Below are 20211 nucleotides of genomic sequence, written 5' to 3'. Positions count from 1 at the left end.
TGGTTTAATGATGGCTAATTTTTCGTCTGCGCTTAATTTAACTCGTTTAGACAATAAAAAACACTCCCTACAAAATAGTTTAGAAATTTTTGTTATTTCTAGTGTCTACTTTGTAGGGAGTGTATCACTGACCAAATATCTATTTTCATTGTATATTCTCCTTTTAACTTACTATTTACAAGTCGATCATCTCTATCCTACAGGAAGGTGAGATTTATTTCAATGATTTTTCTAAATGAGGATGGTTTAGTAAAACTAATAAGGAATAAAAAAACAACAACGTAAGTTTCTGACTTGCCAGAAATGCGTTGCTGCAGTGAAAGGTTTTATTCTTCAATGTATTTATTTTCTTCTTGTTTACGGTATTTATCCATTTTACGTTTAAATAATTCTCCATTAGAAGGCGGAGTGTACGTAATTGCGTTAGCGCCAGCTTCAATAGTTTCTAAAATACTTTCGTCAGTTGGACCACCAGTTGCAATAATAGGAACATTCGGATAATTTTTGCGAATGCTGCGGACGATGGAAGCCGTTTTTGAACCTCCACTGACATTAAGGATATCTGCTCCAGCATCCAATTTTTCTTGGATATCTGTAAATTCAGAAACAATAGTGATCACGATTGGGATATCGATCACGGTGTTGATCTGTGTAATAGTTTCCAGCGGTGTAGGAGCATTAACGACGACACTGATGGCTCCTAAAGATTCTGCAAAAAGACTAATGTTTGCAGATCTGAGTCCATGTGTCAAACCGCCACCTACTCCAGCTATAACGGGTATAGATGCTACGGAAGAGATAGCTTGTATGATAGCAGGGTAAGGTGTGAAAGGATAAACTGCTATTACAGCATCCGCATCAGTATTGCAGATAATAGAAATATCTGTTGTAAAAATAAAGGATTTCAGTTTTCTTCCATTAATATTGATGCCGCTGCATTTAGTGATTACTGAAGGAACATCAACTGTATCATGTCTTAATTCAGTAATAACGGAAGGAATATTGTCTTTGTATCGGGCCATACTTTGTTGCCTCCTTTTTGTCTAACGAATTCCTTTTAATTAAAACCGATTTTAACTAAAAGAGCAATAAAAAAAACAAAATGTTAAGTCTAGTTGAGGGAGGTTAAAGACAAAGTATAGGTTTTGTCATCGGCAGAATCAAACAATGTGATTGAATTTTTATCGATTGGTTGAATAATCAGCTCATATCCATAATGATCTGTAAAAGTTAATTTTTTTTGATCTAATAAAGTTAACGAGCCTTTTACAGGTTTTTCATTTATAAATAATCGAGCTTGATCATCAATTTTAAGAGTTTTAGTTTCTGGATACAAAGAATCATCAAACGTCCATGTCCCGGCAAACCTGGAGATGGCAGAAGTTTTATGAAATCGAGTTTTTTTGTTTTTCTTACGCAGAGTTTCTCGTGCAATTCCTGCAACAAAAGAAACACCTAATAGATATGTAAATGCTTTGCGCCGACTCATTAAAAAATCTCCTTTTGTCTATAAATAATTATCCCAACAGTAGAATGAACTTGTCATTTCATGGTACTATAATAAACAAATTCCAAGTTTCCATATTTGTTTATATTATAATCTTTTTTTTCAAGAAGATATAGGGACTTCAGACGGATTTATGAGGAATATCCTAATTGTAATCATTTCTTAAACTATTCAAATTAAATTAAATAAAGGTTGTGAAATAATGAATGTAGTTAAATTTGGGGGCAGTTCATTAGCATCAGCTCAACAATTAAAAAAAGTAGTTCAGATCGTAAAAGAGAATAAAGCGCGTAAAATCGTCGTCGTATCCGCACCAGGAAAACGATTTCCACAAGATGAAAAAGTGACTGATTTGCTGATTTCCATAGCTGAAAAATCATTATTAAATCAAGATTTTTCTGATGAAATGAACAAAGTTGTACATCGTTACCAGGAAATAGCAGAAGATCTTCATCTTGATAAAAAGGTTATTGAAATGATTCGAATGAATCTGAATGAGCTGACAGCTGGAGATAAAACAACTCCTGACTATTATATCGATGCTTTTAAAGCAAGCGGGGAAGACAATAACGCTAAATTAGTCGCAGCTTATTTGAATCAAGAAGGATTGCTATCTAGTTATATCAATCCACAAGAAGCAGGATTGCTTGTAACAGATGAGCCGAACAATGCACGTATTCTTCCAGAAAGCTATGATGCATTGGAAAAGTTGCGTAACAGAACTGAAGTACTTGTTTTTCCTGGCTTTTTTGGGTACACCAAAGAAGGTCAAATTTGTACCTTTTCAAGAGGTGGATCAGACATCACAGGAGCCATATTAGCCAACGGAGTAGGGGCGGAATTGTACGAAAATTTTACGGATGTGGATGCTATCTTTGCGGCCAATCCGTCTGTCGTCAAAAACCCTTATCCAGTATCTGAATTGACGTACCGCGAAATGCGCGAATTGTCTTATGCAGGTTTTTCCGTATTACATGATGAGGCACTTGAACCAGCCTTTAAAAAAGGAATCCCAGTGGTGATAAAGAATACCAATAATCCTGAGGCTCCAGGAACGAAAATCGTCAAAGAACATACAAAAGAACATGCTCCTTTAATTGGAATTGCCAGCTCAAGTGGATTTATAAACATTTATATTGAGAAGTATTTGATGAACCGTGAAATTGGTTTTGGGCGTAAAGTTTTACAGTTATTGGAATCATATGGATTAAGTTATGAACATACCCCCTCTGGAATCGACAACTTGACAGTCATTTTACGAGAAAACCAAATGACCCCTGAGATTGAAAAAAAGTTGATTAGTGCATTAACAGAAGAGCTGTCTGTGGATAGTGTAAATATAGAAAGAGGTGTTGCATTGATTATGTTAGTTGGCGAGGGAATGCGTAATCAAATCGGAACGATGGCGATAGCAGCACAAGCTCTGAAAGACGAGCACATTAATATCGATATGGTCAATCAAGGAGCATCAGAAAATAGTGTCATGTTTGGCATACAGAAAAAAGATGAGGATAAAGCTGTAGAAGCTCTCTACCATGCTTTCTTTGATGAGGTCAAATAGGCAGCAAAAAAAGGGTTGAGATTTTTATAATCTCAACCCTTTTTTTAATTGACTAGTCTATTATGCAAAAAGCATGAAATAACCTAAGACTAAAATACCTAAGACAATACGATACCAACCAAAGGCTTTAAAGTCATTATTTTTAATGTATTTCAATAAGAACTTAATGGCGATAATAGAAACGAAAAAGGCAACGATCATACCTGTTAATAATATCGCTACTTCAGAACCAGTAAAGTTAAATCCAAAGCCCAAAAGTTTCAATAAGCTGGCCCCAAACATAATTGGAATAGACATAAAGAATGAATACTCAGTGGCTACAAAACGAGACGTTCCCAGTAAAATAGCTCCTAAGATAGTCGCTCCTGAACGAGACGTTCCTGGAATCAAAGAAAGTACTTGGAACATTCCTATTAAGAAGGCTGTTTTATAGGTTAAATCAGCAAAAGTTTTCGTCGATGGTACTCGATCTTTATTGCGGTTCTCGATCACTATAAACAGTATTCCATAAACAATCAGCATAATTGCTACGGTTTGATAATTAAATAAATGTTCCGTCAACCAATCATCAAATAAAAATCCCAAAACTGCAGCTGGAATGACCCCAACCACTACTTTATACCAAATAGACATCGTATCTTTTTTCTCTTGCGCAGATTTGCTAGGAGCAAATGGGTTCAATTTATGAAAAAAGATAAGAACAACTGCTAATATAGCTCCTAATTGAATCACAACTAAAAACATTTCCATAAACGCAGCAGAAGCATTAAGCTTGATAAATTCATCCACTAAAATCATATGACCTGTACTACTAATGGGCAACCATTCTGTAATACCTTCGACAATACCTAAAAATACGGCTTTTAAAAGTTCGACTAGAATACTAATCTACTCCTTTCCATTCAAAAAAATTGCATAGCAAGGATTAGTATAACGAATTTTAAAAAAGTAATCCATAAAATCACAGAAAATTAATATTTTTTAAGTCGTTTTGACATAAAACTAGGAATAGTAAAAAGCTGGGATCACCTAATCCCAGCTTTTAGTTAGTCCAGCTTCAAAAAGGAGCTATTGATTCATTAAAGTTCATTTGACGAAGAGAGTTTACGATTTGAAAGGACCAGGGCACCTAATCCGGTTAAAATAACGATTAACCCGATGATGAAACGGATAAAAGGCATCAATCCAATGAGTTCTAAAAGAAGTACGCCAAGGAGAATAAGCCAAATCTCGTTTTTTAACTTGTGCCATTTGAAAGTATTCACTAACCAAAATCCTATGAAAACAGCTGTAACGATGTGAGAAAGGTACACTAATATGGTGTAAGTGACAATAAGGATGAGTCCGAATGGTATTCCAATAATAGTCAACATGGACAAAATGGCGGCTATAGGAGTTAGGATCATTGTTACTAAGCCGATAGCAATTGTTTTAAGTGGGGCTGTAGAAATGGATTGGATAGGGTGCATCCAGAAATTTGGACGCCATAACTTGATCATAAACCAGACGATTAAAGTACTGAGGACACTCCAAAGAAACCCAATCAGGACCTTTACTGCTCTTGCCATTGGACGAGTAGAGCGGTTAGACATTGTTTGAGTGGATTCTTCCCAATCAGTCGTTCCATTGATTGTTGCAGTTGAATTTACAACGGCTGCATTAGGGCTTTCATAATGCAGATTTCCATCGATCACTGCAGATGACTGTAAAGTTAATTGTTGGATATCTAAATAAGCATTTCCAGCTACAGATCCATTTAAGGTAAAGCGCTGCCCCCCTCCATATAAGTGACGAGAAATCGTCCCTTCCTGCATTAGCGATGCTGCTGCAACAAAAAGATCTCTTACAATCTGAGCTTGAGAATCTATAATAATGTTTGCGCCCACTAGAAAAACATCCTGTCTGCTTTGAGCGGTGATAGTGATATTTTGACCAGTAGCATAAATATTGCCGGTTACTTCACCATTGATAAAAATAGTTTGAGCTACGACAAATAGCGAACCATTAATCGTTCCATTGATATGGACTTCTTCACCGACAGCAAAGGTCGTCCCTTCTACAGTACCATCAATTTGGACATCATCACCAGAGAAGAAACCAGGACCATCTAATGTTTCACTTTGATCTAATAGTTCAGTTGAATTCCCTGCACCATTCATATTTTGTGCTAACACATGTAAAGAGAAAAAAGGAAGGGTTATAAAAATCAGAGACAGTAGATAAAACAGACGCAAGGAAATCCGGCGAGAATACCTGCTCTTTTTCATGTTACACCTCCAATTGAATCTAACAATTATCGATCGCTTGGTAGTGAGTGAGCCTGTTTCTTGTAGGTGGAGTAGTTAAAGAGAGAGAAAAGGAAATTAAAGAGGGAAAGACACGGATGCCTGAGCTTTATTTGGATTGTAAGCCTTACTTTTCACCACTATATTACCACTATTCTAAAGAAGGGAGAAACAACAGGTTTGTCAGTTGCATCACCCTCAATACTTTGCACGATTACTGACAAGAAGACATTGATAAGAAACCGGTTTTTTGCTATACTGTATACTGTTGGAAGCACTTAAATACTTAATTTTGAAGAAAACTGGTGAGAGTAAGATGTTTGAAACAAAAGAAGTTGTTCCTGATAAACGAAAGAAATGGCTCTATAATTTATTGATGATCTATTTAATTGCTGGACCAGTAATTTACTTTGGATCTTTACTGCTGCTCAATATTGGAAGCGGGCAAAGTTATGAAGAACTGCTCAGTGAAAATTTAGGAGTTGCCCTTACTATACTGAAGTTAGGTATCAATTTGATTTTAGCTTATGTGTTGTACGCTACACAGATTTCTGAACGTAAAAAAGGTGGAGTCGCAGACAGCGTATTAAAATTGACTATGCCTCAACAGTTCATAACAGGTAATATCATCGGTGTGATTCTCTCTTTTTTAGCTTTCAATGAACTAACCGATAATCCTTTGATCACAGAGGACGAGATGAGAGCAAAAAAACCTATCAGAGATGAAAATAAAAAAGGCGTAATCATTCTCTTGATTGTACTAAATGTGTTATCATTAGGTATAGCATATGCCAGTTGGCGCATGAGTTAAAATGCATTATAAAAAAAGAAAGCAGGGATTTAAATGGGATTATTTGATTTCTTAAAAGGTAAAGATAACAGTTCAAAACAAGAAACGAAAGAAGCAAAAGTTTACGCACCAGTAAATGGAAAGTTAATCTCCATTGAAGAAGTGGCTGATCCAGTATTCTCACAAAAAATGATGGGAGACGGATTTGCAGTTATCCCAACTGATGGAGATATTTATTCTCCTGTTGACGGTAAAGTAATGAGCGTTTTTCCTACGAAACATGCTGTTGGAATCGCCATGGAAAACGGAGTTGAAGTTCTAGTTCACATGGGATTAGATACAGTGGAATTAGATGGGAAACCATTTACAACTACAGTAACAGAAGGACAAGAAGTAACAAGCAGCACTAAAATTTCTACTGTCGATTTACAAGCCTTAGCAGCTGCAGAGAAAGATAGTGCTATGGTAGTTGTCTTTACGAACATGGATCAAGTAAATGCTTTTGATATGATCGACTCAGGTGCAACAGTTTCTGCATCAGGAGATATCGGTTCTGTAACGGCAAAATAAATCATCTGAATCACAAAAAAAGGAAGACAGTGAGTTATAAAAACTCATTGTCTTCCTTTTTTTATTGTAATGGGCGCTCTAATTGGAATTCTTCATCTAAAGTAGCGTAATTGCTTCCAGCCAGTCGGGCAACAGGATTCAATTTGTCTGTTAGAATGTAATGATTTGAAGTATCCACTACTGTTTCATCAAAGAAAAAGTCAGTGACGCGAATGATAAATAAGTCAGATACCACTGAACCTTCTTCGTCAGTCACCGGCACATATTGATGCACTTTACCTTCAAAACGGATTTTAGCTTCTTTGATGGCGGGCACACTGACGGTTTTACTATCTACTAATGTTAAATTTGTTCGATCGATTTCACTTTCATGAGGCAGCAGCGGAGCAGAAGTTTTATTCATTTCTTCTACCAAGGGCAAATCAACAATGTGGATTACGGCTTCTTTCCGTTGCAGCATGTTGCGCGCCGAATCTTTGATCTCGCCATCTTTTCTTAAAATAGCTACTGTGATCAAAGGCAAATCATTTGATGCAGCACTAAAGAAACTGAATGGCGCAGCATTAACTACCGTGCCGTCCTTGGATAAAGAGGTTACCCAGGCGATAGGACGTGGGATGATACTGCCGCTGATAAACTTGTATTGTTGTTTTTTAGTTAATTCTTCAGAATTGTAATGAATCAAAGTATCACTTCCTTTTCATTTTCATGTGTGAATAGAGAGAGGAGTAAAATTCCTCGCAGATGGAAATACAAAAAATAAATATTCGTCCACTTTACCGTGAAAGAGGACGAATACTTACTGAACTTTTGGTACTGTGGACGGATCTTTCGCTTCAGCAAAAGATTATTTGTTGAAAATAGAATAGACTTTCTGTCGGAGCTAAGCGAGACACTCCACACACTTTAGTAGAACTACAAGGCCTAGTAATTTTGTAAAAAAAGATAAAATTTGATTGGGGTAAAAAGAACCTCATTCAAACTTCCCTATTTTCTTGTCGTGTCTACCAAGCGACCTCCGCATCCTTCAGTCCAGTTGCAGTCGCTTGACTCTCGGTAAAATCATTCTCTTTTTTGAGGACAAAAAGCGTCCTCTAAAAAGAGAATAGATTTTCCTGTCGAGTCAGAGCAGCGACTTCCACATGCTTAATTAAAGTATTCTTTTTCGAATGTTTTGGTGCTTCTTACTGTGTCGATTGGGCGTACTAGTTTTTCGATTTCTTCGCGGTTGTTTCTGAATTTAGGAGGTAATGCTAATGTTTCTCCTAAAATTTCTAATGATTCTTCATCATCCACGAATCCTGGTTCGTCAGTCGCTAATTCGAATAGAACTCCAGGGTAGATATTTGTATACGTTGATTCAAAGTAGAAGCGGTCTACATAACCTGAATTTGGCAAGTTGAAACTTTGCATACGTTCTGTCCAAGCGTCTAACATGTCGCGATCTTTTACACGGAAGGCCACGTGATGAACGCTACCGTATCCTTGTTGAGTGCGGGGTAGAATCGTACTTGGTTCTACAATGATTTGAGCGCCATTTCCGCCGAATTCGCCAACTTCAAACTGGTGGTATTGTCCTTCTTGAGCGATTTCTTTAAAGAACATTACTTTTTCAAGAACTTCTTTCATATAGGTAAAGTTAGAAACTCTAAAGAAGATAGGACCTAACCCGGTAATTCCGTATTCATTTGGAACAGGGCCTTTTTGCCAAGGAGTTCCTGAACCGATTCCGTTGTCGTTTTCATCAGAAATCAATGAATATTGTTGTTCATCAAAATCTTCAAACCATAAAACTTTCACGCCAAACATTTCTTTGATTTCATCGTATTTCACATTGTAATGATCGAAACGTTTTACCCAGTAATCTAAAGCTTCATCGCTGGGGACACGTAAAGATGTGCGGGAAATAGTATCTGTACCTTTAGAGCCTTTTGGAATTCCTGGGAAATCGAAAAAGGTCATATCTGTACCTGCAGTACCTTTATCGTCTGCAAAAAATAAGTGATACGTTTGAATATCGTCTTGATTGACTGTTTTTTTCACTAAACGCATACCTAATACGTTTGTAAAAAATGCATAGTTTTTTTCGGCGCTACTTGTAATAGCTGTGACGTGATGGATGCCATGAAATTGTTCCATGTTAAAATTCCTCCAATTGAGCTTCGATTTCAGCTCGTTTATTTTCTAAAAAGCTTGGTAAAGCTAGTGTTGTTGCTAATGATTCAAGGGATTCATCTATTGTAAATCCTGGTCCTTTAGTGGCGATTTCAATTCTTAGACCATTTGGATCGGTGACATATAAGCTCTTGAAATAGTCTCGATCTAGATACAATTCAATCGGTAAATTCATGTCTAAGGCTTTTTGATGTAATGTCTCCAAATCTTCAACGGTGTTTACACTATAAGCAATGTGATCCATTGACCCATGTCCCAAACGCGACTTGTTGGTATTGTTAGAAGCTTCTACAGTTGTTGTGAATTGATTGGAAGGATTATAGACATAATTACATCCGACTTCTCGTTGTAACCCTAAGAAGGAAGTCAAAAAGTCTAAAGTTGCTTCAGGATTTACTACACGAATCAAAACTTCACTTAATCCGATGATCTGCATTTCTCTAGGGATAGAAGAATGAGAAACAGCATTATCAGCAGTAATCACACTTTCGGATTCTCTCAAGGCAAGAGGCATACCATCCTCATCTTTAAAGAAGAGAGAGGCCTTATCGAATGAGTGCTCAATAGATACTTCATGTTTTGCCAAACGATCTTTCCAGAAGGATAAACTGCCTTTTGGTATGTCTAATGTGATAGTGGAAAAATAATTGTCTTCGTTATAAGCTCTTCCAGAATTCTTAAGTTCAAAAAAGGTTAACTGAGTACCGGGATTAGCGTTGTAATCTCCGTAGAATAAATGTCTCATAGCTGTATTTTGTTGATTAACGGTATTTTTTACAAATCGCAAGCCTAATAAATCTACATAGAATGCATGATTTTTTTTGGATGATTTGGTAATCGCTGAGATATGATGAATGCCAGTAATCAAGATAATTCTCCTTTCAAAAACACAATCGAACTTAACGACAAATGAAGTATAGCATAATCAAAAACATACTTACAATAAATAAGTTTAAATTAGAGATATTCTATTTAGTAATGTTCAAAAAATGTTCATATATTAAAGGGGAATATACAAAGAAAAGAACTAATCAAGCTTTTCAGCAAAATTAGTTCTTTTTAAGGTTATTCCTTTAAGCAAATGTTACGCCAACAACTTCAGGAGCGTAAATGTCTTTTTCAAGCAACGTTAATTTACCAGTTTCGCTGTTTCGTTCAAATAAAGTCAAGTTGTCAGAATCTTGATGTCCGACGACTACGAATTGATTGGTTGGGTCTAAATTAAAATCACGCGGCGTTTTTCCTTCTGTAGGAACATACTCTACGATTTCCAAAGTGCCGTCATTTGGCGACACAGCAAAAACAGCAATAGAATCATGTCCACGATTCGAAGCATACACAAATTTTCCATCGTTAGAAATACGGATAGCTGCTCCCCATTTGAATTCTTCTCGATCTTCAGGAACACTGGAGATTGTTTGAATATGTTCAAAAGACCCATTTGAACTATCGTAATCCAATACGACTACTTCACTGCTCAATTCTCCAAATCCATAAGCTTTAGTGCCATCTTGAGAGAAGATGATGTGACGCGGACCAGTACCAGGCTTGGTATGATAGCGGCTGACTTCTGTTAATTCACCTTCGTCACTGATTGAGTAAGTGTAGATCTCATCTGTTCCTAAATCACAAGCAACAACGAATTTTTTATCCGGTGTTAGATCGATAAAATGAGCATGAGGACCATCTTGATTTTCGTGAACACCAGAACCTTCATGCTGAACTCTGTCTGCCAGAGAAATAGAGCCATCTTTGGATGTGCGGTAAACGGATAACGTTCCGTTTCCGTAATGCGCGGCATAAACCAATGAACGTTCTTTATCATATGAAACGTAGCAAGGAGATGCAGTATCGTCAGTAGCAGCGGATACTCTTTCTAGAATACCATCGTTTGCAACTTTGAACATACCGACACCATTTCCGCTATCTTCTCTTAAAATTCCATATAAATATGAATTGTCATCATTTAAAGCAAGATAAGTAGGGTTTCCAGCCTCTGCCAACAACTTCAACTGTCCTAATGTTTTAGTTTCTGTATCTAAGATGATTTCATAGATCCCTTTACTTTCCTTTTTTGTATAAGTACCTAAATAAATGGTTTCTTTCATTGATAATCCTCCTATTAACTTACATTTCACATACAAAATCAGTATAGCATAAAACTAAGAAAACGGAATCAAAAACAGTTTAAGAAATCAGAACGTGGAGAAAACAGTCTGATTTTCGTAGACGACACTTTTCCCATTTAGCTGAGTGTCTTTTTCCACCTGTAATGATCGGTTCTGTAAGCATAATTTCAACAAAATACCCAAAAACTGAAATTTCGATTTCAGTTTTTGGGTATTCTTCGTTTTACTGTAATAATTCAGTGACAGCCTTGAAGATGCGTTCGCTAGAATGTGTATCTGGGTAATACAGCAAAGCATCTGCTTTTTGACGGTTTTTACGAGATTGTTTGAAATCCTGTTCTGCAAGCTGCTGCATCAAATAAAGCAAGCTGTTTTGTGAAGTAGCTATTTCTCCAGGCAATTCATTCAAATAAGCTTGACGCAGAAAAGCCGACTCTGTATTTTTTTTGAACGGTAATTCTGGTTGATAAAATAAGACTGGAATACCAATAAAACTAGCATCAAAAGCGAGTGGATGTTGATCTGTAATAAAGATCCTGCTTGATTTCAATAAGTCCAAGGTATCCATTTGACTTTGCAAAACAACCTCGCAATTCAACTGTTGAAATTTACCCGTAAAATCTTTCATAGCATCTGGCAGTGCGATGACAGGAGTAAGATAGTGTCTGTCAACAAAATCCATAAACTCAGATTGTTGTACTAGAGTAAGCAGAGCTGCAGCTGTTTCGCCTATAAGTTCTTTTTGACCGTATTTTCCAATGGGAAATTCTTGTGGGCAAATCACTACATTAGAAGCTATCTCTAAAGAAGAGCTTTTGCTTAACAATGCGTCAAACCGAGCTAACCCAGTTAATCGAATACTATTTTCTGGATAACCGAGTGTCTGTTGCAAATAGCGTTCCTCTATTTTGGAACTGGCTAAAACTAAGTCTGTTCGGAAATTTTTAGTGCTGTATCCTAAAGTTTCACTGACATCTTCTAGACCAAGGACATTTTTTTGTAAAAGTACTTTTTTAGCACGAATAAAATCTAGCTGCAATGGGCTGCGTGAAGGATACAAGTCATAAGGAGAGTCTGTAAATAATAAGACCTGTGCCGCCAACAATGTGTCAATGTAGGCTTTAGATTTAAATTCTATTAAATGCTCAGCATCGTAAGCATAAGCTTTTTCATAATCTGGAGAGTGGATGTCCAGTACATAGTACACCGCTTGATCAGGATGATTTTCTCTCAGATAGCAGAAGAACGCCCAGCCGTTATTTTTAGCTTGCATTGGTTTTTCACCAATCACCCAAATGTTTTTCTTTTGATTGATTGGCGACTTGACTAATGAGAGCGGCGCTATTTCCTTATAGTAAGCGTAAATATCTTTCTTGTATTTGGTGAAAGCGAAAGATAAGGCTTGCTGAGAGCCTTGGAGTTTTAGTGCCCAGATAAAAGTAGTTCTGCCATAAGAGATGGCGAGATCTTTGTAAATATTTTTAGGAAGAGTGACGCCTTGAGTGGTCAGCGGAATGCTCACTGGGCTGTAAAGACCGTTTAGATACAACTCAAGATAAAGATCGAAGTCTTCATCGTCAAATTTTTCAATCAACAGCTTTCGTACAAAAGTTTGCATATTTAGAGAAAAAGAGTACTGGTAATGATTTAAATGAGTGCTTTTTTCTTGTTTTTCTAAAGTGTGATTAGTTGAAAAGGGGTATTCTTTCCCAGAACGTTTTCCAACTAAAACAACACCTACCTGATTGAGCGTAAAAGCTTTTAAAGCCAGCTTTCCAGTAACAGCAAATTCTGTTTTAGCTAATTTGATGATGTCCAATTCATGATGAGCAAAATATTGACTGCTCGGAACAGGGATATTTAATGCGATGCTAAAGACTTCATCTGTTTCTGTGAAGTACGGAATAAAGACTTGTTTTCGATAGATCGTTTGGCTTAGTCCAAAAGCATCAAATTGATCAAAAAGGGACAAAGCTAAAGGAAAGTCTTGTTCAAATCTTTCTTCGTCAACTTTCCAGCTTAAGGTAAAATAAAAACGAATAGTTTCATTCATAGCTGATTCACTGACCGGAGCCAATAGTTCTGCTAAGGGAAGCAGCAGACGATAAGTATTCTGTTGGGTTTTTGTTGCTTCATATACAACTGTTTTATCAGACGAATTGTAATGAGCGGAAAAATTTTCAAATGCATAGGTTAATTTATTCGAAAGAGACATAGTAATTTCATAAGCTTCTTCTTCTGTACGAACAGAAAAAGTAGGGTGTTTGATGTTTTGAAAAATCGGTAAATTTTTGGATTGGTTTGTTTCGTGCTGCGGATTATCTTGAGACATCTTTATACCTCCAGTAACTCAAATATTCTTCACTTTATCATACCAGTCTAGATTAATAGTTACAAACGGATTCATGCAAGTTTAAGGGTTAAATTTGAAAGAATAAAGATTTATACAGAAATTAAAAAAATAATACAGCTTCTTTAGTAAAGAAGTTGGGAATATGCTAAAATTGAACTATCAATATAGTAGATGGAAAGCGAAAGGATGAAGTGTATGTTAGTAACTAAAATTACCGCTATTGGTGAAAGTGCCATCAGTCAAAAAGATCCGCTGATTATTTTATTTGGGGAGCAGGCAACGGAGGAATTACGGAAAGTATCTGTGATTCAAAGTGCTATTTCAAGCGAACAACCTGTTTCATTAAAACCAGAAGGAAAGATCTTATTTGGAGATCAGGAATATACGATCTTGTATGTTGGTACTTTGGCGAATGAGAATTTAAATTCAATTGGGCATGTTACATTAAATTTTGCTCAACCACCTGAAGCAAAAGAAAATCGTATTGAGAATGGAGTATATCTAAGTCCTTTTGAACTGCCCGAATTAATCATTGGGTCAAAGATCACTTACGCTGAATAGAATACAGTCAAAAATTTAGAAGTTGAGCTAGAGAGGATGATTGACTGTTGAAAAGAGAACCTAATATAGAAAATAATAAGGTTACGGTGAATTGGTTTAAGAGATGGTTTTTAAGCAACAAAGTAGTCGCTATTTTATTGGTCCTTTTATTGATTTTAATAAATATATTTGTTTTTAGTAAAGTTTCTTATGTGCTGGATCCGCTAAAAGGATTTTTTGAGATTGTGGGATTGCCGGTAATTTTTTCGGTGATTTTGTATTACTTATTAAATCCAGTGATTGATTGGCTGGAGGCTAAAAAAATCCCTCGTGTTTATGGCATTACCATTGTTTTCTTGGTTATCTTAGGATTGCTCATATGGGGAGTCACTACCCTCATTCCTCTGATTCGAAATCAGCTGTCTAGTTTAGTAACCAATTGGCCAGACTATTGGAACAACATCACTCTGCAAATAGAAGGGCTGATTCGAAGTGAAGAATTCTCACAAATTCAGAATCAATTCCAAGAGTTTAACGAGAATCTTATGAATACCTTATCTGCACAAGCAAACGTGGTATTGGATTCCACCTTCTCAGGGATAGGCAGTGTTGTAGGGACTATCACAAGTATTGTCATTGCTATTTTTACGATGCCGTTTATTCTATTTTATCTCTTAAAAGATGGAAAAAAAATCCCTGTGTATTTATTGAAATTTGTACCTACAAAAATTCGGACCAAAACGTACCGGGTGATGACTGAAATGAACCTTCAAATCAGCCAGTATGTTAGGGGCCAGCTGCTGGTAGCTCTATGTGTCAGCATTATGTTCTGGGCAGGGTTTGCTATTATTGGTTTGGAGTTCGCAGCTACTTTGGGAATCATAGCCGGATTTTTAAACATCATACCTTATTTAGGATCGTTCGTAGCTACAGTACCGGCTTTAGTAGTAGCTTTAGTGGATTCTCCCAGCATGTTGGTAAAAGTACTGATTGTTTTTGCGATTGAACAGATTATTGAAGGACGTGTAATCTCACCGCAAATTTTGGGTTCTAATCTAAAGATGCACCCGATCACAATCATTTTTGTTCTGTTGACCGGGGGGAAATTATTCGGAGTTGTAGGTGTTTTATTTGGTATTCCAGGTTATGCGATTTTGAAAATTATTGTGGTCCATATTTTTCAGTGGTACCATGATTACTCCAGTTTATACGAAAATGAAGACAGTTATCGTCCTGCAGATATTATCCGACGGGAAACGATTCAAAATAAGGAAACTGAAGAATCCTAATAAAAAAATGTTCTTCATTTTCTAACATGGGTAAAGAAACTTCCTCCGGCCTAGGGGGTTGCTTATGGAACACCTTGAGCCGAAACCCACGTCTCAAGGCTTGCGAGCGTTGCCGAAGCCGTTGGAGTGATAACGACGTACGGATATGGTATGCGTAGCGGAGAACAAACTCCGAGTAAAAGCTTCAGCTTTTACTCGGGATTAATTCCCATTGCATCCTTATTCATGGTTATAAGCAACCCCATACTCCTATAGAAATTTCTGAGAATGTGTTTCTAATAGGGTAAGAGTTAAAAAGAAGTATATTTTTTACTTACCAATGTCTAATAGCGTAGAACCAAAAAAATTATGTAAACACGCATCGTAAAAGGTGCGTGCTTTTTTATTGCAACGTGACAAGTTGTCATATATAATGGTTGGATGCTGTATGAGAGTAGGATAAGAATATAGGAAGAAAGGAGCTTTTGATGTGCCTACTAAAACATTTTTTAATCTAAGCGATGAAAAAAGAGAGCGACTGATAGTTGCTGCAACGAAAGAATTTTCAGAAAAATCGTTGAATGAAGCTTCTATTAATACGATTATCAAAAACGCCGCCATTTCTAGAGGAAGTTTTTATCAATACTTTGAAAACAAAGAAGATTTGTATTTTTATATTGTGAAAACAATCGAGTCTGATACGAAAGAACTTTTGAAAAGAGAGTTTGAAAAAGCGGACGGTGATTTGTTTATTGGTTTTCGTAATTATTTTCCGCAATTATTGACCAGAATGATGGAAGAATCACATACAAATTTTTACAAACAGTTATTTTTGCATATGGATTATCGGGCGACCAAAGAAGTGGCTCCAGAAGACTTCTCTAGTAGTGAAGAAGATTTCACAGAAACAAACCAAAGCGTTTGTAGTCTGATAAACACGGATCTATTACACGTTGATTCGATACAAGAATTAAACAAGTTACTGCGCTTGGTTCTTTCGATCATGATGCACGAAATCATAGAAGGATTTGCAAGAGACTATTCGCAAGAAAAAATCAGAATCAATTTTTGCCAAAAGTTAAACTGGCTGGAATTTGGAGCTAAAAAGCCAAAAACGGATGCGGAGGAAATAAATAGTGTTAAAATTAGCCAAAAAAATGAATAAATGGTCAATAGCTGCTGCTGTAGTTTTTATGATCATCCAAGTTTTAGGAGATTTAATTCTTCCAACTTTAACGGCAGATATTATTGACAACGGAGTAGCCAATGGAGACGTTGATTATATTCTGAATGTTGGATTAAAAATGATCTTTATGTCGCTTATCGCTATTGCGGGTGCTGTAGCCAATGTTTTTGTAGCTGCTAGAGAATCACAAGGATTAGGTAAAAAAATACGAAATGAGGTATTTCGTAAAGTAACTCATTTCTCAAATGATGAACTGGATGAAGTGGGAACGGCTTCTTTGATTACCAGAACCACGAATGATGTTGTTCAGGTACAAATGGTTGTTCTGATGATGTTGCGGTTGATGATTATGGCTCCTATTATGATGGTTGGAGCAGGATTTTTTGCGTTCACTCGTGAGCCGCAATTAGCGAGAGCCTTTTTGATTTCAATCCCTTTACTAGCTGTTTTGATTGCGGTTATCATGCATTTTGCAGTGCCTTACTTCAAATCTATGCAACGAAAAACAGATAAATTAAACTTGGTTTTTCGAGAAGGTTTAACAGGCGTTCGTGTTGTTAGAGCGTTTAGAAAAGACAAGCATGAGCAAAACCGATTTGATGAAGCCAATAAAGATTATGCAGATACAGCTATTAAAGCCTTTACTTACATGGCTTTTTTAATGCCTGCAATGACCGTGGTTGTCAGTATTACCAATATTATGATCATATGGTTTGGTGGAGATTTAATCAGTACTGGACAAATGGAAGTTGGAAATTTGGTTACATTTATGACCTATGCTATGCAGATTTTGATCAGTGTGATGCAAGTGGCTTTTATCTTCATGTTTATTCCTCGTGGGCAAGTTTCGGCAGCTCGGATCAATGAAGTATTGGAATTAAAAAGTACGATAAAAGATCCATCTGCAGCTAAATCAGTTGCTGAACAAAAAGAAATTTCATTTGAATTTGATCATGTCAGTTTCCGTTACACTGGGGCTGAAAAATCAGCTTTAGAAGACATTGATTTTAAAGTTGAAAAAGGCGAGACCATTGCGATTATCGGAGGTACGGGTTCAGGTAAATCTACTTTGGCTAATTTGATCCCTCGTTTTTACGATGTGGAATCTGGAAGTATAAAAATCAACGGTACAGATATTAGAGATTTCACCCAACATGATCTGCGGACGTTGATGGGGTATGCCCCTCAAAAGGCAGTGCTGTTCACTGGTACTATCCGTGAAAATATGCAGTACGGAAAACCAGAGGCTACGGATGAAGAAATATGGCATGCCTTGGAGATCGCCCAAGCAAAAGATTTTGTGGGAAAAATGCCCAAAGGATTGGATGCACAGGTTGAACAAGGTGGAGGAAACTTCTCGGGAGGTCAACGTCAACGGTTGAGTATTGCTCGCGCACTAGTTTCTAAAGCAGATATTTTATTGTTCGATGATTCTTTCTCTGCATTAGATTTTAAAACAGATGCCGTTTTAAGAGCTGCACTTAAAAAAGAAACCATTGAATCAGTAGTGATCATTATAGCGCAACGAATCAGCAGTGTTGTTGATGCGGACCTTATTATTGTTCTGGATGAAGGGAAAATGGTTGGCAAAGGAACCCATGAACAATTAAAAGAAACGAACCCAACCTATCAAGAAATTATGGAATCTCAAATGAGGGGAGAAGATATATAATGGAAAACAGCAAGAGCAACAAAGAACGATTGAATCCCAGAAAAGCAAAGCATTTCTGGGGAACCTTGAGACGTTTAACGACTTATATGTCTACTCGTATTTGGGGAGTGATACTAGTACTCGTCTTAACTATTGCAGCGACTATTTTTACCACTCTGACGCCTAAAATTTTAGGTCAAGCCACCACTGAGATATTCAGAGGTTACCAAGAGGGGATGGCTCTAAGAGCTGCTGGTCAGACGGTTGATGTATTGCCGATTGATTTTGAATTGATTATGCAAATTCTGTTGACCGTTTTTGTCTTGTATATATCTGCCGGGCTGTTCAGATATTTCCAACAATTCACTATGGCTCGTATTGGCCAACGAACGGTATATGATTTGCGAAAAGATTTAAAAGCCAAAATGAGTCGTATGCCGATCAGTTACTATGATACACATTCAAATGGAGATATCATGTCTCGGGCTGTAAACGATATGGACCAAATTGCCAATACTTTACAACAATCGCTGACTCAATTCGTTCAAAGTATTGTTCAATTTGTAGCTGTACTCGTCATGATGTTGAGTATCAGTCTACAGTTGACTATTGTCTCCTTTATTATCGTAGTATTGAGTGCTGTTTTTGTGTCGGTCATTGCACCGAGAGCCCAAAAAATGTTTGCTAAACAACAAAAAGAATTGGGTATTTTAAATGATCAAGTAGAAGAGATTTATTCAGGACATGCGGTTGTAAAAATTTACAATCATGAAGAATCGGAAATTGAAAAATTTGAAAAGCAAAATGAGTCTTACTATGAGGCCTCTTGGAAAGCTCAATTTTTAACGGGACTTATGATGCCGTTGATTTCATTTGCTCGTAATATCGGGTATTTGGCTGTAGCGGTACTAGGTGGGATCAATGTTGCGAATGGGGCGATGACATTAGGTAATGTTCAAGCTTTCTTACAATACGTGAACCAATTCTCACAGCCGATGAGAGATATCGCTAATTTATCGAACACTATTCAAGCGACAGTTGCTTCTGCTGAACGTGTTTTTGAGGTGCTAGATGAACCGGAAATGGATTTGGAACACTCTAATATTAAACCGTTGCAAGATTCTCCTTACAAAATCCAATTTGAGCATGTTCAGTTTGGTTATGGTGGTCCTAATGAGCCATTATTGATGAATGACTTTAACTTAGACGTTAAAGAAGGCGAAATGATAGCCGTTGTGGGTCCTACAGGTGCAGGCAAATCAACATTGATTAATTTGTTGGAGCGTTTTTATGATATCAAAGGCGGAAGCATTAAGTTAAATGGTGTAGATACGAGAGATATTACAAGAGAAGAATTGCGTTCGCATTTTGCGATGGTTCTTCAAGATACTTGGTTGTTTAATGGGACTATTTTGGAAAATCTTCGATATGGTAGTGAAGAATATGCCGATTCTGAGGAAAAGATATTTGAAGCAGCAAAAGCAGCTCACGTAGATGATTTTGTACGTAAGCTGCCTCATGGATACGACACGATTTTGAATGAAGAAGCCAGTAATATCTCTCAAGGCCAACGTCAGTTGATCACCATCGCACGCGCATTTTTTGCAGATCCTGAAATTTTGATTCTTGATGAAGCTACTTCCAGTGTCGATACACGTACGGAAGTTTTGATCCAACGTGCAATGGCAAAACTGCTGAAAGGAAGAACCAGTTTTGTAATCGCTCATCGATTGTCTACAATTCGTGATGCCGATAAAATCATCGTCATGGATCAAGGTGACGTGATCGAAACAGGAAATCATGATGAATTGATGGAGAAAAATGGATTTTACGCTGATCTTTACAATGCACAGTTTGCAAACTCTGCACCAGCTTAAGCTATAAGATAAGGCTCTTCCTCTTCTAACGTTGGTAAAGAAATTTCCTCCGGCCTATGGGTTGCTTATGGAACGCCATGGGAACGCCTTGATCCAAAAACCGCGTTTCAAGACTTACAAGCGTTGCCGAAGCCGTTGGAGCGCTAGCGACGTACGGATATGGTATGCGCAGCACAGCGGAGAACAAACTCCGAGTAAAAGTTGAAGCTTAACTCGAGATAATTCTTATTGCATCCTTTTCATGGCTATAAGCATCCCCATATTCCTCCAGAAATTTTTAGAACTGAGTTTCTAATAGAGTTAGAATTAAAAAGAAGTG

Annotated in this window: 18 protein-coding genes; 9 read left to right on the top strand and 9 right to left on the bottom strand. The window is 37.0% G+C overall.

The window, feature by feature from the left end; all coding sequences use genetic code 11:
* Nucleotides 1-211 (top strand): hypothetical protein (locus tag ACEN4L_RS05430; RefSeq protein ID WP_407097678.1); only part of this gene is annotated, 211 nt, incomplete at its 5' end.
* Nucleotides 212-326: 115 nt separating this feature from the next.
* Here the strand turns inward: ACEN4L_RS05430 and ACEN4L_RS05425 are convergent.
* Nucleotides 327-1022, bottom strand: coding sequence for a hydrolase (locus tag ACEN4L_RS05425; protein ID WP_407097677.1), 696 nt, complete (start codon nt 1020-1022; stop codon nt 327-329).
* Nucleotides 1023-1111: 89 nt separating this feature from the next.
* Nucleotides 1112-1489, bottom strand: a complete 378-nt coding sequence (locus tag ACEN4L_RS05420; RefSeq protein ID WP_407097676.1) for a DUF4828 domain-containing protein — start codon at nt 1487-1489, stop codon at nt 1112-1114.
* A 220-nt stretch (nt 1490-1709) separates the two neighbouring features.
* On the opposite strand from ACEN4L_RS05420, the gene ACEN4L_RS05415 reads away from it, so the two are divergent.
* Entirely contained in the window at nt 1710-3068 is a 1359-nt protein-coding gene (locus tag ACEN4L_RS05415) for an aspartate kinase (RefSeq protein WP_407097675.1), read from the top strand.
* A 60-nt stretch (nt 3069-3128) separates the two neighbouring features.
* On the opposite strand, the gene ACEN4L_RS05410 is transcribed toward ACEN4L_RS05415, so the two are convergent.
* Together ACEN4L_RS05410 and ACEN4L_RS05405 are read right to left on the bottom strand one after the other, a co-directional pair.
* Nucleotides 3129-3950: an undecaprenyl-diphosphate phosphatase gene (locus ACEN4L_RS05410; RefSeq protein WP_407097679.1), complete on the bottom strand. Its 822-nt coding sequence runs from the start codon at nt 3948-3950 to the stop codon at nt 3129-3131.
* Between the two features lie 197 nt (nt 3951-4147).
* The gene (locus ACEN4L_RS05405) at nt 4148-5335 is read right to left on the bottom strand and encodes a polymer-forming cytoskeletal protein (protein ID WP_407097674.1); all 1188 of its coding nucleotides are present in this window, start codon (nt 5333-5335) and stop codon (nt 4148-4150) included.
* 334 nt (nt 5336-5669) lie between these two features.
* Between ACEN4L_RS05405 and ACEN4L_RS05400 the strand changes: the two genes are divergently transcribed.
* Nucleotides 5670-6164 (top strand): hypothetical protein, encoded by a 495-nt coding sequence (locus tag ACEN4L_RS05400; protein ID WP_407097673.1) that lies wholly within the window; start codon nt 5670-5672, stop codon nt 6162-6164.
* 33 nt (nt 6165-6197) lie between these two features.
* Nucleotides 6198-6713 (top strand): PTS glucose transporter subunit IIA, encoded by a 516-nt coding sequence (locus ACEN4L_RS05395; RefSeq protein ID WP_407097672.1) that lies wholly within the window; start codon nt 6198-6200, stop codon nt 6711-6713.
* A 61-nt stretch (nt 6714-6774) separates the two neighbouring features.
* Here the strand turns inward: ACEN4L_RS05395 and ACEN4L_RS05390 are convergent, their stop codons facing one another.
* The 5 genes from ACEN4L_RS05390 to ACEN4L_RS05370 form a co-directional block, all read right to left on the bottom strand.
* The gene (locus ACEN4L_RS05390) at nt 6775-7398 is read right to left on the bottom strand and encodes a flavin reductase family protein (protein WP_407097671.1); all 624 of its coding nucleotides are present in this window, start codon (nt 7396-7398) and stop codon (nt 6775-6777) included.
* 461 nt (nt 7399-7859) lie between these two features.
* Nucleotides 7860-8852 carry a ring-cleaving dioxygenase gene (locus tag ACEN4L_RS05385; RefSeq protein WP_407097670.1) on the bottom strand — a complete coding sequence of 331 codons (993 nt, stop codon included), beginning with the start codon at nt 8850-8852 and terminating at the stop codon, nt 7860-7862.
* A gap of 1 nt (nt 8853) precedes the next feature.
* Entirely contained in the window at nt 8854-9756 is a 903-nt protein-coding gene (locus ACEN4L_RS05380) for a VOC family protein (RefSeq protein ID WP_407097669.1), read from the bottom strand.
* 205 nt (nt 9757-9961) lie between these two features.
* Complete coding sequence (locus ACEN4L_RS05375) at nt 9962-10996, bottom strand: lactonase family protein (protein WP_407097668.1); 1035 nt, start codon at nt 10994-10996, stop codon at nt 9962-9964.
* Nucleotides 10997-11240: 244 nt separating this feature from the next.
* Nucleotides 11241-13349 (bottom strand): CDP-glycerol glycerophosphotransferase family protein, encoded by a 2109-nt coding sequence (locus tag ACEN4L_RS05370; RefSeq protein WP_407102595.1) that lies wholly within the window; start codon nt 13347-13349, stop codon nt 11241-11243.
* Between the two features lie 216 nt (nt 13350-13565).
* Here ACEN4L_RS05370 and ACEN4L_RS05365 point away from each other — a divergent pair, with 216 nt between their 5' ends.
* The 5 genes from ACEN4L_RS05365 to ACEN4L_RS05345 all read left to right on the top strand — a co-directional run bounded on the left by ACEN4L_RS05365 (nt 13566) and on the right by ACEN4L_RS05345 (nt 19892).
* Nucleotides 13566-13931 (top strand): PTS glucitol/sorbitol transporter subunit IIA, encoded by a 366-nt coding sequence (locus ACEN4L_RS05365; protein ID WP_407096536.1) that lies wholly within the window; start codon nt 13566-13568, stop codon nt 13929-13931.
* Between the two features lie 47 nt (nt 13932-13978).
* Nucleotides 13979-15199, top strand: coding sequence for an AI-2E family transporter (locus ACEN4L_RS05360; protein ID WP_407096535.1), 1221 nt, complete (start codon nt 13979-13981; stop codon nt 15197-15199).
* 469 nt (nt 15200-15668) lie between these two features.
* Complete coding sequence (locus ACEN4L_RS05355) at nt 15669-16343, top strand: TetR/AcrR family transcriptional regulator (protein ID WP_407096534.1); 675 nt, start codon at nt 15669-15671, stop codon at nt 16341-16343.
* Nucleotides 16315-18036: an ABC transporter ATP-binding protein gene (locus ACEN4L_RS05350; protein ID WP_407096533.1), complete on the top strand. Its 1722-nt coding sequence runs from the start codon at nt 16315-16317 to the stop codon at nt 18034-18036. The genes ACEN4L_RS05355 and ACEN4L_RS05350 overlap by 29 nt, the downstream gene beginning before the upstream one ends.
* On the top strand, nt 18036-19892 hold the full coding sequence (locus ACEN4L_RS05345; RefSeq protein ID WP_407096532.1) for an ABC transporter ATP-binding protein: 1857 nt from the start codon (nt 18036-18038) through the stop codon (nt 19890-19892). The genes ACEN4L_RS05350 and ACEN4L_RS05345 overlap by 1 nt, the downstream gene beginning before the upstream one ends.
* Nucleotides 19893-20211: the final 319 nt, after the last annotated feature.

This window comes from Desemzia sp. FAM 23988 (assembly GCF_045528365.1).
Classification (GTDB): domain Bacteria; phylum Bacillota; class Bacilli; order Lactobacillales; family Carnobacteriaceae; genus Desemzia.
This window is presented reverse-complemented; position numbering and strand designations above follow the sequence as displayed.

What these genes read in the sequence shown, in the direction of transcription:
- ACEN4L_RS05395 (WP_407097672.1), top strand. Translation starts at nt 6,198, where the DNA reads ATGGGATTATTTGATTTCTTAAAAGGTAAAGATAACAGTTCAAAACAA.
- ACEN4L_RS05420 (WP_407097676.1), bottom strand. Translation starts at nt 1,489, where the DNA reads ATGAGTCGGCGCAAAGCATTTACATATCTATTAGGTGTTTCTTTTGTT.
- ACEN4L_RS05425 (WP_407097677.1), bottom strand. Translation starts at nt 1,022, where the DNA reads ATGGCCCGATACAAAGACAATATTCCTTCCGTTATTACTGAATTAAGA.
- ACEN4L_RS05400 (WP_407097673.1), top strand. Translation starts at nt 5,670, where the DNA reads ATGTTTGAAACAAAAGAAGTTGTTCCTGATAAACGAAAGAAATGGCTC.
- ACEN4L_RS05345 (WP_407096532.1), top strand. Translation starts at nt 18,036, where the DNA reads ATGGAAAACAGCAAGAGCAACAAAGAACGATTGAATCCCAGAAAAGCA.
- ACEN4L_RS05365 (WP_407096536.1), top strand. Translation starts at nt 13,566, where the DNA reads ATGTTAGTAACTAAAATTACCGCTATTGGTGAAAGTGCCATCAGTCAA.
- ACEN4L_RS05415 (WP_407097675.1), top strand. Translation starts at nt 1,710, where the DNA reads ATGAATGTAGTTAAATTTGGGGGCAGTTCATTAGCATCAGCTCAACAA.
- ACEN4L_RS05385 (WP_407097670.1), bottom strand. Translation starts at nt 8,852, where the DNA reads ATGGAACAATTTCATGGCATCCATCACGTCACAGCTATTACAAGTAGC.
- ACEN4L_RS05370 (WP_407102595.1), bottom strand. Translation starts at nt 13,349, where the DNA reads ATGTCTCAAGATAATCCGCAGCACGAAACAAACCAATCCAAAAATTTA.
- ACEN4L_RS05375 (WP_407097668.1), bottom strand. Translation starts at nt 10,996, where the DNA reads ATGAAAGAAACCATTTATTTAGGTACTTATACAAAAAAGGAAAGTAAA.
- ACEN4L_RS05405 (WP_407097674.1), bottom strand. Translation starts at nt 5,335, where the DNA reads ATGAAAAAGAGCAGGTATTCTCGCCGGATTTCCTTGCGTCTGTTTTAT.